This is a genomic window from Maribacter sp. Hel_I_7, assembly GCF_000688315.1.
Lineage (GTDB): Bacteria > Bacteroidota > Bacteroidia > Flavobacteriales > Flavobacteriaceae > Maribacter > Maribacter stanieri.
This window is the reverse complement of sequence record NZ_JHZW01000002.1, coordinates 1,897,599-1,914,606: the sequence shown is the minus strand read 5'-3', so window position 1 is coordinate 1,914,606 and position 17,008 is coordinate 1,897,599. Positions and strand designations below refer to the sequence as shown.

The 17,008-nt window shown below is 36.4% G+C and carries 14 protein-coding genes; all 14 read left to right on the top strand.

Annotated elements, in window-relative coordinates:
* Positions 1 to 54 precede the first annotated feature (54 nt).
* Positions 55 to 2,298: a glycoside hydrolase family 3 N-terminal domain-containing protein gene (locus P178_RS0109860; protein WP_410477206.1), complete on the top strand. Its 2,244-nt coding sequence runs from the start codon at positions 55 to 57 to the stop codon at positions 2,296 to 2,298.
* A 202-nt stretch (positions 2,299 to 2,500) separates the two neighbouring features.
* The gene (locus P178_RS0109850; protein ID WP_036146010.1) at positions 2,501 to 3,013 is read left to right on the top strand and encodes a membrane protein; all 513 of its coding nucleotides are present in this window, start codon (positions 2,501 to 2,503) and stop codon (positions 3,011 to 3,013) included.
* Positions 3,014 to 3,299: 286 nt separating this feature from the next.
* Complete coding sequence (locus P178_RS22625; RefSeq protein ID WP_027066074.1) at positions 3,300 to 4,106, top strand: class I SAM-dependent methyltransferase; 807 nt, start codon at positions 3,300 to 3,302, stop codon at positions 4,104 to 4,106.
* A 15-nt stretch (positions 4,107 to 4,121) separates the two neighbouring features.
* On the top strand, positions 4,122 to 4,931 hold the full coding sequence (locus P178_RS22620; protein WP_051638221.1) for a DUF6090 family protein: 810 nt from the start codon (positions 4,122 to 4,124) through the stop codon (positions 4,929 to 4,931).
* 32 nt (positions 4,932 to 4,963) lie between these two features.
* Positions 4,964 to 5,818, top strand: a complete 855-nt coding sequence (locus P178_RS0109835) for an alpha/beta hydrolase family esterase (protein WP_081819415.1) — start codon at positions 4,964 to 4,966, stop codon at positions 5,816 to 5,818.
* 72 nt (positions 5,819 to 5,890) lie between these two features.
* Complete coding sequence (locus P178_RS0109830; protein ID WP_027066072.1) at positions 5,891 to 6,571, top strand: NAD(P)H-binding protein; 681 nt, start codon at positions 5,891 to 5,893, stop codon at positions 6,569 to 6,571.
* Positions 6,572 to 6,891: 320 nt separating this feature from the next.
* Complete coding sequence (locus tag P178_RS0109825) at positions 6,892 to 8,166, top strand: metal-dependent hydrolase family protein (protein WP_051638220.1); 1,275 nt, start codon at positions 6,892 to 6,894, stop codon at positions 8,164 to 8,166.
* A 139-nt stretch (positions 8,167 to 8,305) separates the two neighbouring features.
* Positions 8,306 to 10,066, top strand: coding sequence for a serine hydrolase (locus P178_RS0109820; protein WP_027066070.1), 1,761 nt, complete (start codon positions 8,306 to 8,308; stop codon positions 10,064 to 10,066).
* 304 nt (positions 10,067 to 10,370) lie between these two features.
* Positions 10,371 to 10,763, top strand: coding sequence for an endonuclease domain-containing protein (locus P178_RS0109815; protein WP_027066069.1), 393 nt, complete (start codon positions 10,371 to 10,373; stop codon positions 10,761 to 10,763).
* 232 nt (positions 10,764 to 10,995) lie between these two features.
* Positions 10,996 to 11,388, top strand: coding sequence for an endonuclease domain-containing protein (locus tag P178_RS0109810; protein ID WP_027066068.1), 393 nt, complete (start codon positions 10,996 to 10,998; stop codon positions 11,386 to 11,388).
* Positions 11,389 to 11,567: 179 nt separating this feature from the next.
* Entirely contained in the window at positions 11,568 to 11,792 is a 225-nt protein-coding gene (locus tag P178_RS0109805; RefSeq protein ID WP_027066067.1) for a hypothetical protein, read from the top strand.
* A gap of 466 nt (positions 11,793 to 12,258) precedes the next feature.
* A complete protein-coding gene (locus P178_RS0109800) occupies positions 12,259 to 13,287 on the top strand; it encodes an SIR2 family protein (RefSeq protein ID WP_027066066.1) in 1,029 nt (342 codons plus the stop codon).
* A 2-nt stretch (positions 13,288 to 13,289) separates the two neighbouring features.
* Positions 13,290 to 15,032 (top strand): ATP-binding protein, encoded by a 1,743-nt coding sequence (locus P178_RS0109795; protein WP_027066065.1) that lies wholly within the window; start codon positions 13,290 to 13,292, stop codon positions 15,030 to 15,032.
* 725 nt (positions 15,033 to 15,757) lie between these two features.
* On the top strand, positions 15,758 to 16,975 hold the full coding sequence (locus tag P178_RS21725) for an alginate lyase family protein (protein WP_051638219.1): 1,218 nt from the start codon (positions 15,758 to 15,760) through the stop codon (positions 16,973 to 16,975).
* Positions 16,976 to 17,008 lie beyond the last annotated feature (33 nt).

Below are 17,008 nucleotides of genomic sequence, written 5' to 3'. Positions count from 1 at the left end.
TCAATGAAAAAAATAACTTTCAAATTTAGCGCAACTACCTTCATCATACTTTCTATGATGGCAAGTTGTAGTGAAAAATATACTTCTGAAGTTAAAGAAGGTATTACTATAGTTACAAATGAAGATGGTGCTACTTTAGGATATTCAACCGAATCTGGCGTTGCCATTATTGCGCAAGACAGATATGCGTTTAAAGATTTGAATAAAAATGGAAGCCTGGATAGTTATGAAGATTGGCGATTGCCTGTAACGGAAAGAGCCAAGGAATTGGCAAGTAAGATGAGTCTTGAAGATATAGCGGGACTTATGCTATACAGCTCACACCAGTCAATACCATCTGGCAGTCGTGGATATGGCTCTTCGGTATATAACGGAAAACCATTTGAAGAAAGTGGCGCTGCTTCTAGTGATTTATCTGACGGGCAAAAGAAATTTTTAACAGACGATCATTTACGCCATGTATTGATTACTTCAGTTGAAAGTCCGGCAGTAGCTGCACAATGGAACAATAATGCCCAAGCATTTGCTGAGAGTTTGTATTTGGGTATACCGGTAAATACCAGTTCAGACCCAAGACATGGCAGTGATTCTTATGCAGAATTCAATGCCGGTGCAGGTGGCGCAATTTCTATGTGGCCCGGCACTTTAGGCATTGCCGCATCTTTTGATCCAGAATTAATGAAGCAATTTGGGGAAATTGGCTCTGTAGAGTATAGGGCTTTGGGTATCACAACTGCTTTATCTCCGCAAATAGACCTGGCTACGGAACCACGTTGGAGCCGTTTTGATGGTACTATGGGTGAAGACCCAGATTTGACTACAGATTTGGCACGTGCGTATGTAGATGGCTTTCAGTCATCAGATGGTGGCGATTGGGGAACACAAAGTGTCAATGCCATGATAAAACACTGGCCGGGTGGTGGTCCAGAAGAAGGTGGTCGTGATGGTCACTTTGGTTATGGTGCTTATGCTGTTTACCCAGGAAAAAATATAAAAGATCATTTACAGCCTTTTACGGAAGGGGCATTTAAGTTAAACGGACCTACTAAAATGGCTTCTGCCGTTATGCCTTATTATACCATTTCAGACGGTGAAGGTGAAGCGGTTGGTAACGGATTCAACAAATACCTTTTAACAGATGTACTTCGTGGAGAATATGGTTACGAGGGTGTCATCTGTACCGATTGGGGCATTACAAACGATGTCAAGGCGGTTGACAAATTTGAAGGTAAAAGTTGGGGCGTAGAGACTATGACCATTGCAGAGCGTCATTATAAGGCAATTGCTGCAGGTGTAGATCAATTTGGCGGAAACAATGATATGGGACCGGTAATAGAAGCCTATAATATGGGCGTTGCAGAACATGGGGCAGAAGCTATGCGTACCCGTTTTGAAGCCTCGGCCGTTCGTTTACTGACCAATATTTTTAGAGTCGGACTATTTGAAAATCCTTATTTAGATGTTACCGAAACTTCTAAGACCGTAGGTAATAGCGAATTCATGAAAGCTGGTTTCAACGCACAATTGAAATCAATAGTGATGCTTAAAAATCAAAAAAACACTTTACCAATTAAAGATAAAAAGAAGGTGTACATACCACAACGATATGTTGCACCAAGTACCAATTGGTGGGGTATGACATCTGAAGAAAAAATGGTTGACCCATACAATCTAGAGGTGGTAGCCAAGTATTTTGACGTGGTATCTACACCTGAAGAGGCAGATTTTGCCCTAGTTGGTATTTATAGTCCAGATGGCGGTGTTGGTTATAACCGTACCGATCTAGAAAAAGGAGGTAATGGTTACGTTCCTATTAATTTACAGTATGTAGATTACACTGCAACTACGGCTCGTGAAGTTAGTTTGGCCGGTGGTAGTCCATTAGAAGATTTTACGAATAGATCTTATAAAGGAAAATCTGTTAAAACTATTAATACAACAGATATGCAATTGGTCAATGAGACGAAGAAAAAAATGGGCGACAAACACGTTATCGTTTCCGTAAAAGTTTCTAAACCAATGGTTTTTTCTGAAATCGAGAAAAGTGCTTCTTCCATACTAATTCACATGGGCGTTCAAGACCAAGCTTTAATGGAAATTATTACAGGAGCTGCCGAACCCTCTGCACTACTCCCCTTTCAAATGCCTGCCGATATGTTAACCGTAGAGGCTCAATTTGAAGATGTACCAAGAGATATGCAGCCGTATATAGATTCTGAAGGTAATTCATATGATTTTGCATATGGATTGAACTGGAACGGAGTTATAGCCGATGAACGTGTAAAGGCGTATAAATAATTACAATTACCAAACAACGGAGATTGCCCTAAGGAGATTTTTCTTCTTGGGGCTTTTTTTTGGATGAAATGGTTTATTCATTCTAATTATCCTTTCAAATGTATAAGGCATATTAAACCTTTCCATAAAAACAATGTCTAATTCCATTAGTATAGATGTTTCTATTTTTGCAGACAGATCAACAACCATTAAGAATTAAAAAATGAGAATGACTACAGGATTACGCATGAGAATTATTCACCGCTACTTAGGTTTCTTCCTAGCTGGTATTATGGCTATGTACGCCATTAGCGGAATTATCATGATTTTTAGAACTACCGATTTTTTAAAGAGCGAAAAAATAACGGAAAGACAATTGGACCCAAACTTGTCTGCCGGTGAACTTAGTGGTGCTCTTCGCATCAAAGGCGGCGTAAAACCTGAAAAAACAGAAGGAGATATCGTTTATTTTAAACAAGGTCAATACAATTCAAAAACAGGTATGGCCACGGTAAAAAAAATGGAGCTTCCTTTTATCTTGGATAAAATGGAGCACTTACATAAAGCGACCACCAATAGCCCTGTGTATTTTCTGAATATATTTTTCGGCTTGTCATTACTCTTTTTTGTAATTTCTTCCTTTTGGATGTTTATGCCAAAAACTACTGTATTTAAAAAAGGTGTTTATTTTACTTTGGGCGGTATGCTACTGACCATCATACTACTCTTTGTATAAGTAATACGCATAAAATTATAGCTTAAAAGCCACCAGTTGAGGAAACTTAAATCGTGGCTTTTTCATTTTTTAACCACTACTACACTATAAAAGTAATTCAATCTTAGTATCTTGAAGATTATAAGTTAAAATTACTTCCCCTACCACTTTTACCCAAACAGTTAAATAACAGCTACATACATAAAGCTGTCAGCTATCTATTTTCACATACACCAATATTTGTGTTGGTCAATACTTTTAAAAGGTTCCCGAAAATTAAAATCAATAAATTTCTAAAACCATTACTATGAGTAAACCAAATAACAATGAAGTTCGTGAATATGAATTAGAAACATGGACAAGATGCGCTACCAGTTATAATGATACTTGGGCTACTTTAACTAATGAAACGTTGCCATTATTAATAAGAAAAACGGTTATTAAACCTACTAGTTCTGTATTGGATATTGGCTGTGGTGCAGGTAACTCTACTAAGAAAATTAGTGATTCTGGAGCTGACGTAATTGGAATAGATTTTTCCGAAAAAATGGTAGCGGAAGCAAGTAGTACGCATCAAAATATCACCTTTAAACAATCTGATGCAGAGAACATTCCAATTGAAGACAACTCAAAAGATGTGGTGATTTCAAATTTTGTAGTGCATCATTTCGCAGAACCAAGTAAGGTCTTTAAAGAAATAAGTAGAGTTCTTAAACCGAATGGAAAATTTGCCTTCGCTGTTTGGGGAGCAAATGAAGAACAAAGCTCGTTAGGTGCTTTTTTTCAAGCCTTCGCTAATCATCATGAATTATCAGCACTGCCTCACGGTCCGTTATTCGGAGTTACAGATTTTGAGACTTATGACGAACTTGCAACTCAAGCGAATCTGAAAAATTTTAAACTAGAAAAGATAGATACGCAGTGGAAGATGGATTCGCTAGACCCACTTATAAATGGTTGTTGGGATTGGGGCAACCTGCATTTATTCCCTAAAGAGAAACAACAAGCCATTAAAGCTGATTTTATTAAAAATTGCGAGCCTTTTAGAAATGAAAATGGATACTCATTTCCGCACTCATCAATGATCGGGTATGCAGAAAAATATAGCTCTTAGCTTAAAAATATATCTATGATAAAATTCTTTCGGAAAATTCGTTTACAACTTATCTCTGAAAATAATCCTTCCTCTTCGACAGGTAGATTCAGTAAGTACTTACTATACGCTGTAGGAGAAATTATTCTAGTTGTTGTTGGAATATTGATTGCCTTGGCTATTAACAATTCCAATGAAAATCGAAAAAGTTTAGCGCAAGAACAGGTAATTCTAAAACAGTTAGCAACAGATTATAAAGCGAACCTTATACAGTTAGAAAATAAAATTGAAATGAGGCGTAGACTAATCGCTGAAAGCTTAAATGTTCTGGACATTACCGCAAAAAACAAAACTATAAGTGAAGATTCACTTTCCGTAATTTTTGCTACTTTTTTTATGGACCCAACTTTTGACCCCATAGAAAATGATGTGATGAATTCTGGCAATATTAAATTGATACAAAATGACTCACTGAAACAAGCTTTGTCTCACTGGACATCGGACGTAAAAGCCTATTCAGAATCTGAACATATACAACATGACCATTACATTTCTGAAATAATACCTTTTATGAAAGAAGTAGGTATTATGCGTAATGCAAACCACGTTTTTTGGAGGGCACAAGAACTTAGAATGGGATTTTTGGATAAGGGTAAAAACGACAAAATTTTAACCATCGGTAAAAGCCAAAAACCAATAGCTGTGGATGCTATTTTAAAAGACCCAAGATTAGAAGGTCTAGTCACCTTCATTTTTACATTTTCTCAAGTTTGTAATTTAGAGGGACAAACACTGAAAGAGAAAATGGAAAAAATTATTGAAATTCTTGAAAGTGAGATTGAATAGATAAGCACATTTGTCATAAAAGAACTTTGGTAATGAAGCACCAACTTAAAATCATATTGACCTTAATCATGTGTCCACTACTCTATTATTCTTGTAATAAACGACTCTACAGCTCAACGTTTCATCACAACAACATAGACCGTGAATATGTCCTTTATATTCCTGAAAAATTACCAGAAAATGCCCCGTTAGTTTTTGTGCTTCATAGTTATGGGCGTTACGCAAAAGACCATATGCAGAGCCTTCAATTAGATAGTCTTGCCGAAGTACACAAGTTTGCTGTCTGCTACCCACAAGGTACTTTAGATGTTAATACAGGTCAGCCCTATTGGTCTGGCGGGCTAGGTTCTACATCTATTGATGATGTTGGCTATTTAACTGCGCTGGCAAAAGAGCTACAAACCACTTATAAACTAGATGCAGATAGAACTTTTACGTGTGGTATTTCTAATGGCGGTTTTATGAGCTATACTTTGGCTGCAGAAGCTCCAGAGGTATTTAAAGCTGCGGCTTCTGTAACGGGAACTATGACAGGGCGCGTTTGGGACACCAGAAAAACAATCTCCAAACCAGTACCTATTTTACAGATTTCCGGAGTAAAAGACAGCGTTGTTCCTATAGACGGCAGTATGTCTACCGAATATGGATGGGGAGGTGCTCCACATATGGATATCATTATGAAATATTGGGCTGCATTTAATCAATGTACTAAAATTGACACTTTGACTATTTCAAATACTATTGATGCCTATCACTACAAAACGTGTATAAACGACAATGAAGTCTGGTATTATAAGTTGAAAGAGTTTGGACACGATTTACCTACTTTAGAAAATTCGGGCATTAATGCCAATGAACTGATATGGGAGTTCTTTTGCAGATACTAAATTCAATCTGTCTTTGAAAATTGGTTAAGAGCGCTATAAATTATCGACCTTAGCCTAAGATAAAAATAGACCATGACTTTAGAATCCAATCAAGTATCAGTTGTTATGTTAGGTGCAAGTGGTGCAGTAGGTACAAAAGCCTTACATACACTTCTTCAGTTAAAGAATATTAAGCAAATTACCTTGCTGGGCAGAAGTCCTATTTCTAATATTACTGCCAGCAACGTGCAACAGCATAAAATAGATATTAGTGATGCTAGTTCTTACCAGAACTTTGTACAAAATAATACCATTGCAATTTGTACACTTGGGGTTGGTCAGCCTTCAAAAATCAGTAAAGAAGATTTTATAAAAATCGATAAAACCGCAGTATTGGATTTTGCGACGGAATGTAAAAAAGCCGGAGTGAAACATTTTGAATTATTGGCATCGGTAGGTATTAGTTCTACCTCATCATCTTTTTACCTCCGCACTAAAGGCGAGTTGGTAGAAGAGCTAAAGGCTTTGAATTTTGACCGACTAAGTATTTTTCAACCTTCTATGATATTAACGCCCAACAATCGCTACGGCATTGGGCAAGCAATTACCTTGAAAGTATGGCCATTATTAAAACCGGTATTAATTGGAGGTTTACGAAAATATAGAGGTGTTCCCGTTAGCATTTTAGGGCAAGCCATGGCAAAGAATATTCTGAAAGATGGTAAAGGGCATGAAACCCTTCAATGGGACGATTTTTATGCTATCAGTACCTAAATCAGCAAAAATCATATCTTAAACCTAAACACCATTTAGAGCATAATTATGGCTCTAAATTTATCAACCTAACATAAAATAAAACGCGCTTTTCTGAATTTCAATATCATAAGAAAAATACCATCAAACTTCTGTATCTTGCAGTAGACCAAGCTAAGTACACTCCCCTACCACTTAAGCACATCTAATATTAATTAAAAATTCTGAAACTATTATTCGCAATCCTTTTGGGAAGAAGTGAATGCTTGTTAGTTTTCATATTCAAAATATATAGTATAAACCTAGCCCAATAAAAGGCTACAAGAACCAAACTACCATTTATGAAACATTTTTTACTGTTATTCCTATTTGTAACAACATCCATCTCAATTCATGCCCAATCTAAACTGATCATAGCAGATTCCTACCTAGATGTCAGAACCGGAAAATTAATTTCTCCGGCTAATCTGCTCATCGAAAACGGAACCATAAAATCTATTAATCCAAAGGTATTGCCTGAAGGTGTAGAAACTGTAGACCTATCGGGTAAAATACTTTTACCGGGTCTTATGGATATGCACGTGCATTTAGACGGTGATTTTACAGGCAGCTGGGATTATGTCTATAAAGAAAGTGCTAGCCAAGGTACTGTTAGGGCTGTGGTCAATGCAGAAAAAACATTAATGGCTGGGTTCACTACCATAAGAAGTATCGGGCAATTACATATTACACCCGAACTTATCGATGTTGCCATTTCCGAGGCTTCTGATAAAGGGATGATCGCTGCACCTAGAATTATTCCATCGGGACATATGATTTCTATTAGTGGCGGACACGGAGATATTTCTCTTGGTCTTGCCGAGGGATTAGTGACTGTTGGACCTAATGACGGAATCATCAACGGAAAATATGATGCTATCGAAGCAGTGAGATATCAAATTAAACATGGTGCTAAATTCATTAAAATGCATGCAACGGCAGGTGTACTTTCTATGGAAGATGCAATAGGCGCACAACAATTAAGTAATGAAGAAATGAAAACCGTTGTAGACGAAGCCGCTAGACATCATATTAAAGTAGCTGCCCACGCACATGGTACCGAAGGTATTAAAGAAGCTATTAAGGCTGGTGTGTATTCTATTGAGCACGGTTCTATAATAGATGAAGAAGGCATCCGGTTAATGAAAGAAAACGGAGTTTACCTAGTACCAACAAGAGGACTCGCTACCATAATCGAGCCTATGATCGATAAAATGGATCCCGTTATGGCCGGTAAAGCTGAATATGTAATGCCTATTGCCAAGCAAAACCTGAAGAATGCTATAAAAGCTAATGTGAAAATTGCCTTTGGTACAGATACACCTATCATCCCTCATGGAAAAAATGCTATTGAATTTGCGGCATTAATGGAGTGTGGCATGAATTCTATGGAAGCTATACAAACAGCTACCACCAATAGTGCAGAAATGTTAGGTCTTGTGGATCGTGGTGAGCTAAAACAAGGGTTACTAGCAGATATTATTGCCGTAGATGCCAACCCCATAAATGATATCTCCACTTTAGAACATGTGAAGTTTGTAATGAAAGGTGGAGTCATTTATAAGAATGAAAAGTAAATAACCTCGGGGCAAGCCCGCGATACATTGTATTGAAAAATAATTAATATTTCGACACAATCGTCGCGGCATTTGAATCTCGATTATCGAGTAGAAGCCACTTGTTGGTACTATAGTCAATCAATTAAAAAACAACATCATGAAATCATCGCATCACATTTTAATCAGAACACTTCTTTTAGGCTTTTCCGTAATATTATTTTCAGGTACTGTAGCATACGGCCAAACGAAAGCCGAACAGATAGATGAGCTTTTAAAGGAATATCTAGCCTATTCTAAATTTAATGGTTCTGCTCTAGTTGCCAAAGATGGAAAGGTCATTTTCAAAAAGGGATATGGCATGGCGAATATGGAATGGGATATTCCAAATAACCCCAACACCAAACATCGCCTAGGCTCTGTGACCAAGCAATTTACTGCCATGCTTATTCTACAATTGGTAGCCGAAGGTAAACTAGATCTGCAGGCACCTATTACTAACTACTTGCCAGAGTATCCAAAAGAAAACGGAGACAAAATTACCACCCATCATTTATTAACCCATACTTCTGGTATACCGAACTACACGTCATTTCCCGATTTTTTCAAAGACGTAAGTAGAGACCCGTACACACCAGAAGAGTTTACTACAAAGTTTCAAGATATGGAGCTAGAGTTTACTCCCGGCGAAAAGTTCAATTACAGTAATTCCGGTTATTTTTTATTGGGAGTGCTTATTGAAAAACTATCCGGTAAAACGTATGAAGAAATGCTAGACGAGAAGATATTTTTTCCATTAGGTATGAAGGAATCCGGATTCGATCATCATTCCGACATCCTAAAAAATAGAGCAACAGGTTATGAAAATAATGGAAACGGTTTTATCAATTCCTCTTTCCTAGATATGTCTATTCCGTATGCTGCAGGATCGTTATACGCTACCGTAGAAGATTTATATCTATGGGACCAAGCATTGTATACCAACAAATTGTTACCCCAAGAATATATGGATATGTATTTTAAACCACGCATACCCGCTTTCGGCAGTTTTTATTATGCCTACGGATGGATGGTAGGTACTGAAGCCCTAGGTAACACAACCGATAGTATAGCAGTAATTACCCATGCTGGTGGTATTAACGGATTCAATACACAAATTTCAAGACAGCTTTCAGACAAGTCATTGATTGTGCTTTTAAACAATACAGGTGGTGCCCCATTAGGTAAAATCACGCAATCTATACTTGGTATCATAAACGATAAAAGTTACGACCTCCCTAAAACTCCTTTAGCATCTAAACTTTTAGAGGTCATAGCATCAAAAGGTATTGATGCAGGGGTTGCATATTTTAATAAAAATAAAGACAACAAAGATTTTGATGTCAATGAAAATGAAATGAACCAAACGGGATATCAACTATTGAGATCGGACAAAACCAAAGAAGCTATTCAAGTTTTTAAACTGAACGTAGACGCGTATCCAAAATCTGCCAATGTATATGATAGTTATGCCGAAGCATTAATGAAATCTGGCGATAACAAAGGTGCTATTGAGAACTATACAAAAGCGGTAGAAATGAATCCTGGTAATGAAAATGCCATAGATATGCTTACAAAATTAGGTGTCGATACCAGTAACTTAACAAAAGTGTTCGAAGTACCAGAGGCACTATTAGAAAGCTACATAGGTGTCTATGAATTAATGCCCACTTTTAAAATTACCATAACCAAAGAAGACAAGCAATTAAAAGCACAAGCAACAGGGCAGCCGATGTTGGATATTCTCGCCAAATCGAACGATACTTTTTATTTAAAAGAAGTTGCTGCTCAAATTCAGTTTATTAAAGATGAAAACGGAGCAATTGAAAGTTTAACTCTATTTCAAAACGGGCAAGAAATGAATGGTAAGAAGGTGGAATAGTGTGAGATTATTTAGTCTTATCACCCACCCCTAGCCCCTCCCAAGAGGGGAACAACTAGCGTCTTTAAATAAAATATATTCTAAGAATAATTTTATGAAAACAGAAGTTTCAACTAACAATAATTTCGCAATCAAAAGCGTACTTCTCCCCTCTTGGGAGGGGATAAAGGGGTGGGTCTTACGATGAGAAAGATTATTCCATACAACCCAAATTTAGTTGAACTCGCCAGAACATTAAGAAATAAAACTAGAAGCCCGAAAATCTTGCCCCAACCCTAAAGGGTGGATTTTCTACAATAGAGAAATGAAAAAAGATAAAACAAACATATCTGGAATGCATCATGGAGCAACACCTTCGGTATTTAGAAATGCCGCAAAACTGAGAGCTTCTATGACTGAAACAGAATGTATTTTATGGAATTATCTTAAAAACAAACCACAGGGTTTCAAATTTAGAAGACAACACCCCATTGCAGGATATGTTTTAGATTTCTATTGTCATAGATTAAAACTATCAATTGAAATTGATGGTGGTTATCATTTAAAACAAGAACAAATAGAAAAAGATAAGGAAAGAACGATGTACCTAGAGGATATCGGCATTTCAGAAATTAGATTTACAAATAATCAAGTTATAAATGAATTTGAAGCGCTAATTGATGAAATTAACTCAATATTGCGCGCGGGCGCCCTTTAGGGTCGGGGCGAGCGCTGGCATTATAAAAACGCAATTCCCCAACAATCAACAACTCGCAACCAAAAACGAAAACCTCCCCTCTTGGGAGGGGATAAAGGAGTGGGTACTACGATGAGAAAGATTATTCCATATAATCCAAAATTAGTTGAACTCGCCAGAACATTAAGAAACAAAACAAGAAGCCCGAAAATCTTGCCCCAACTCTAAAGGGTGGATTTTCTACAATAGAGAAATGAAAAAAGATAAAACAAACATATCTGGAATGCATCATGGAGCAACACCTTCGGTATTTAGAAATGCCGCAAAACTGAGAGCTTCTATGACTGAAACAGAATGTATTTTATGGAATTATCTTAAAAACAAACCACAGGGTTTCAAATTTAGAAGACAACACCCCATTGCAGGATATGTTTTAGATTTCTATTGTCATAGATTAAAACTATCAATTGAAATTGATGGTGGTTATCATTTAAAACAAGAACAAATAGAAAAAGATAAGGAAAGAACGATGTACCTAGAGGATATCGGTATTTCAGAAATTAGATTTACAAATAATCAAGTTATAAATGAATTTGAAGCGCTAATTGATGAAATTAACTCAATGTTGCGCGCGGGCGCCCTTTAGGGTCGGGGCGAGCGCTGGCATTATAAAAACGCAATTTCCCAACAAACAACAAACTCGCAACCAAAAACGAAAACCTCCCCTCTTGGGAGGGGAACAGCTAAAAACTATAATTGAATAATTACATACCTATACCCATTTCCTCACCCAACACTGGTATCTTGCATGTATAAATTACCATTATGAAAATCAATTTATTGTCTTGTGATGCCCCAAGACCAGACAGAAGGGCTATTGCCAATTGTATTGTAGAGATATCAACTAACTGTAGTGCATCGCTAGCAAATGAACTTACCGATATACTTTTAGAAGGTGATGCCGTTGACATAGAATTGGATGATAAAAATACCGGGTCTGCATTACGTGCTTTGCGAAAGCTTAGTATTGACTATGAAATTATAGAATAAAACACCTACCCCTAGCCCCTCCCAAGAGGGGAACAGCTTATAATTATTATTCATTTTTTTAGATATATCAACACCGAACTGCGCGCGGGCACCCTTTAGGGTTGGGGCGAGCGCTGGCATTATAAAAACGCAAATCCCCAACAACCAACAACCAAAAAAACCGCAACCAAAAAAGAAAACCTCCCCTCTCGGGAGGGGATTGAGGGGTGGGTGCTACGGTGTACTAATTTCAACTACAAACCCAGCTCGTTATATTCTCTTTACACCCTTATATTTTTCTTAGAATTTTACGGAAACCCGTAAGAAAATATACCGTAATCTTCTTTATATTGCAGTACCAAGCAAAGTATACTCCCCCTACCACTTTAGCTGAAATATTGCACATACACCATACTAATTACGAATATTTGTAATTGTGCACATAGACAATTGTTGTGTGTCATGCAAAAAAAGACTTAACCAAATAATGGAAATTGAAGATTTTTTAAAACTAATTCAAAAATGGGCGAATAATGTTCCCTTAGTAATACTAGGGAGTGGTGCTTCTGTTCCTTTCTCTCTACCTTCAATGTGGACTTTGGGTGAATATCTAAAAAACAATATTACTTTTTTAGAAACAGAAGACATAGAACAGTTCAATGAATTTGTTAAAATTTTTGATGAAACAGAAGATTTAGAAAGAGCTCTTTCTGATTTAAATTTAAACCCTAAAGTATTAACAGAAATTGTAAATAAGACATGGGAATCCGTAAACACAGCTGATTTAAAAGCTTATGAACAATTTATATCTACAAAAATCGATTTTCCACTAACAGAATTAATTAAACATTTATTGTCTTCTGCTGGACGTAAAGTATCAATAATTACAACTAATTACGATAGACTTGCTGAATATGCTACAAGTTTTGCTAATGGAGTAATTTGTACTGGTTACAATCAAAATCCTATTGGGTATTTTTCAAGTACAATCCATAAAAACAATTTAAAAAGCTTACAAGGATTTTCAGGTCAAGTCAATATTTGGAAAGTGCATGGTTCTTTGGATTGGTTTAAAACAAAAGATGAGGAAAATATTCAATTTCCTTTACGACATACAATTCCTAAAAACTACATACCATCAATTGTAACTCCTGGTTTGAGTAAATATTTTCAAACGCACCAAGAACCTTTTAGAACTATTTTCACAGAAGCAGATTCAGAGATTGAAAATGCAAGAGGTTTTATTTGTATAGGTTATGGTTTTAATGATTTACATGTTCAACCAAAACTAACAGGTCAAATTAAAAGTGGAAAACCAATTATAGTAATAACCAAAGAATTAACACCAAAAACTAAACAAACTATTATTGATAATGATTGCCCAAACTATATTCTAATTGAAGAAGACAAAAGTAACTCAAAGAATTCAAGAGTATTTTCTTCAAAATTCGGAGAACAAGTAATTAATGATGTTAGCTATTGGGAATTAAGTCAATTTATTAAACTAATCAAATAACCATGTCAATATTCAAATTTGAAGATAAACAGTCCATTGGAACAGTGTATAGTGTTGACACGTCTACTTTAGTTATTAAAATAGAAGATTTAGACAAATTAAGACGCTTACAAGTAAATCATCTTGTAGCTATTAAAAGTTCAAAATCTGGACAATTCTTAATTGGTATAATTAATAGAATTACAAGAAAGCAATTTGACGACCAAACAGAAGTTGAAAACAGTGAGCTTTCCAGTTTTATTTTAACGGAAAATATAATTAAAGTTAATTTAATCGGAACAATTTTAGACAAATATGGCTCAAAAGAAAATGTATTTAAAAGAACTTTAGATACTGTCCCAGAAATTGATGCAATGTGTTTTTCTTTAGAAGGAGAAAACATTACTAATTTTATGAGAACCATATCAACACAAGAAGATTATGCCACTCCATTATCAATTGGTAATTATTCTATTGACGAGCAAGCTAAAGCATTTTTAGATGGGGATAAATTATTTCAACGTCATGCGGTTATAGTTGGTAGTACTGGTTCTGGTAAATCTTGGTGTGTAGCTAAACTAATAGAACAAGTTGCTACTTTGCCAATGGCAAATGCGTTGTTATTTGATATTCATGGTGAATACAGTACAGACAGCTTTAAAGCTAATGGAATACAACACTTTAAAGTCGCAACTCCGTCAGATTTAGGTAAAAAGGGAAACTTAGAAAAAGGAATTTTAATGCTCCCCTATTGGCTACTATCTTATGAAGAAATGCTAGCTATGTTATTAGATAGAAGCGACAGTAATGCTCCAAATCAAGCAATGCTGTTTTCTAAAATAGTATTTGAAGAAAAATTAGCTTTTTTGAATTCAATTGGAGATACGGAATTTAAAGATGCAATAACAATAGATAGTCCTATTCCATACAAAATGGATAATGTAATCAATAAATTAAAGAGTCTTGATACAGAAAGGGTTGCAGGTGCTAGAGGAGATAAAGCTGGTCCATTCAATGGAAAATTAACTAGATTCATTCAAAGGCTAGAAGCTAAAAGTCAAGATAAAAGACTAGGCTTTTTATTTCAAATCTCAACTGATGAACTTGATATTAATTGGATGTCTAAATTATGTGAAAACTTAATATTAGGTTCTGAAATAAATTCTAATAATGCGGGTGTCAAAATTCTTGACTTTTCAGAAGTGCCATCTGACGTTCTTCCATTAATTATAGGGTTAGTAGCTAGGTTAGTTTTTAGTATTCAACAATGGACATCAAAAGAAAATCAACATCCTATATCACTATTATGTGATGAGGCTCATTTATACATACCCGAAAGAACTAGTCAAGATTCTGCTAGTAGTTTAGGTTTAAAAAGCTTTGAAAGAATAGCTAAAGAAGGGAGAAAGTATGGAGTTAGTTTAACCGTAATAAGTCAAAGACCTTCAGAAGTAAACAGAACAGTTTTAAGTCAATGTAACAATTTTATATCATTGAGGTTATCAAATGCAGAAGACCAATCTGTTATTAAGAAACTTTTACCTGACAACCTTGCAGGATTAACTGATGTTTTACCTGTCTTAGATATTGGAGAAGCTCTTGTGGTTGGAGATTGCTCTTTATTGCCAACTCGAATATTAATTGATGAGCCAACAATAAAACCAGAAAGTGCTACCGTCAAGTTCTGGAAAGAATGGAGTGATAAAGATGCTAAACAAGATGTAAAAAATGCAGTAATCGGATTAAGAAAGCAAACAAAATCATAAAGCACGAACACACAACAATGGCTATAGTTAATGCGGGTTTTTGTACTGAATCCAAAATTTAGAGCCTTTAACCAAGTCCGCCAAATCTTTTGATTTGGCTTTAAAAAGAAAAGATAAAACAAAATAAAAAGTTTTGGCTAAGTGCTTAATCGAAAGTTCACTGCTTTTAATTCCCGCACTAACCATAGCCGAGGCGTTACATAAAATCTATTTAAAAGCCTCCCAATCAATTTCAAACCTATCCGCAATACCTGTTCACCAAAACTTACCCATTCAACAATTTCACCCCATTTTCTAGCAATATGATAGCAATTATCACTATTTTCAATAGCATCTTATTGAAAATAGCTATTTCTGTGCATTAATAGCATTTTTATCATACGCTTTAAGCATAAAGTAAGATGATATATCTAATTAGATTGTTGATTACAATTTTCATTATAATCTTACTATCGAAATTTACTTCATGAAAAAACATAAACTACTAAGCATTATCTCAATCATACTATCTATTACTGGACTAGTCTTAGCCATTTATGGACGGGAAAGCGAGGGCAAATCTGGTGATTTGACTTTTTATGGAATGCTATTACTTGTCGTAGCACTACTTGTTTCTGCCGTAAGCACTTATCTAAGAAAAAAGAAAGTATGAAGAAATGAATGCTTAACTTCATAAGCAACAGATATTAAGTATTGCTATAAAAATCTATTACCACTACACTATTATGAGACAGTTTGCAATTACTATCATTTTCCTATTTTCATTCTTTTCAACCTTTCCTCAAAATAATATTACCAATACCACTCCGTCTTTATTACTTGGTCAAGGAGATCAACTCCTTCGCATAAAAAAAGAGCTTGCAGCAGGTAATGCTGATTTGGTGGCTGCTTTGAAAAAAATCGTTGAAGAAGCAGATGCCGCACTTGGACAACCTATTGTAAATGTAGTAGCAGAAGGTGCTTTGCCACCAAGTGGCGACGCTCATGATTACTTCAGCTATAGCCCATATTGGTGGCCAGATGCTGAAAACCCTGATGGTCCTTACATTTGGCGCGACGGGGTTACTAACCCAGACCGCCGCACCTCTGATGTCTCCAGGCTTGAGGCGATGAACAAGGCGGTAACATCTCTTGTTCCTGCTTGGTATTTCACGGGCGAAGAAAAGTATGCCGAACGTGCCGTAGAACAAATTCGCGCTTGGTATTTAAATCCTGAAACTAGAATGAGCCCTAATTTTCGCTATGGTCAAAAACGCCGTGGTCACGACTATAACAGTAGTGGTGGTATACTAGAATCTAACCGAATGGATTGGGTGGTTGATTGTGCCATTCTGCTAGAGGACTTTTCTGGCTGGACAGCTAAAGACCAAACCGACCTTCGTAAGTGGTTTGGCGAACTCGCTACCTGGATGGTGGAAAGTCCGGAAGGTATTGAAGAAGCTATGCAACCTAATAACCATGGTGCGTGGTACAATCAGCATCTCATTCTCTTTTCGCTCTACGGTGAAAAACCTGAGATTGCAAGTGCTTTTCTTGAACGCATGCCTGCACGTATTTTTGGACAAGTTTTCATAGATGGTCGCCAACCGCAGGAACTTATTCGTACAAATGCATTAAGCTATAGTATTTACGGTGCACGTGCGCTAGTAGGTGTTGCCCGCCTTGGTCGTCATCTTGACGTTGATCTATTTGCCTATCGCAGCACTGAAGGTAGAAGCATACGGCTTGCCATAGATTATATAACGCCATTTATTCTCGGTGAAGAAGAATGGCCAGGCAGTCAAATTAGACCGCTGCGTACTGGAAGAGCTTACGAGTTATATTGGAATGCAGCCCTTGGATTTCAGGAGCGTGAATTTGCCAATATTCTACATAAGTTACCGGGAGACCAATTACCATCGCCCATAGTACAGTTATTAGACCCATTACCTGAAAGCTGGTAAGTCAAGTAGAAGAAATGGATTTCGTAATTTTAA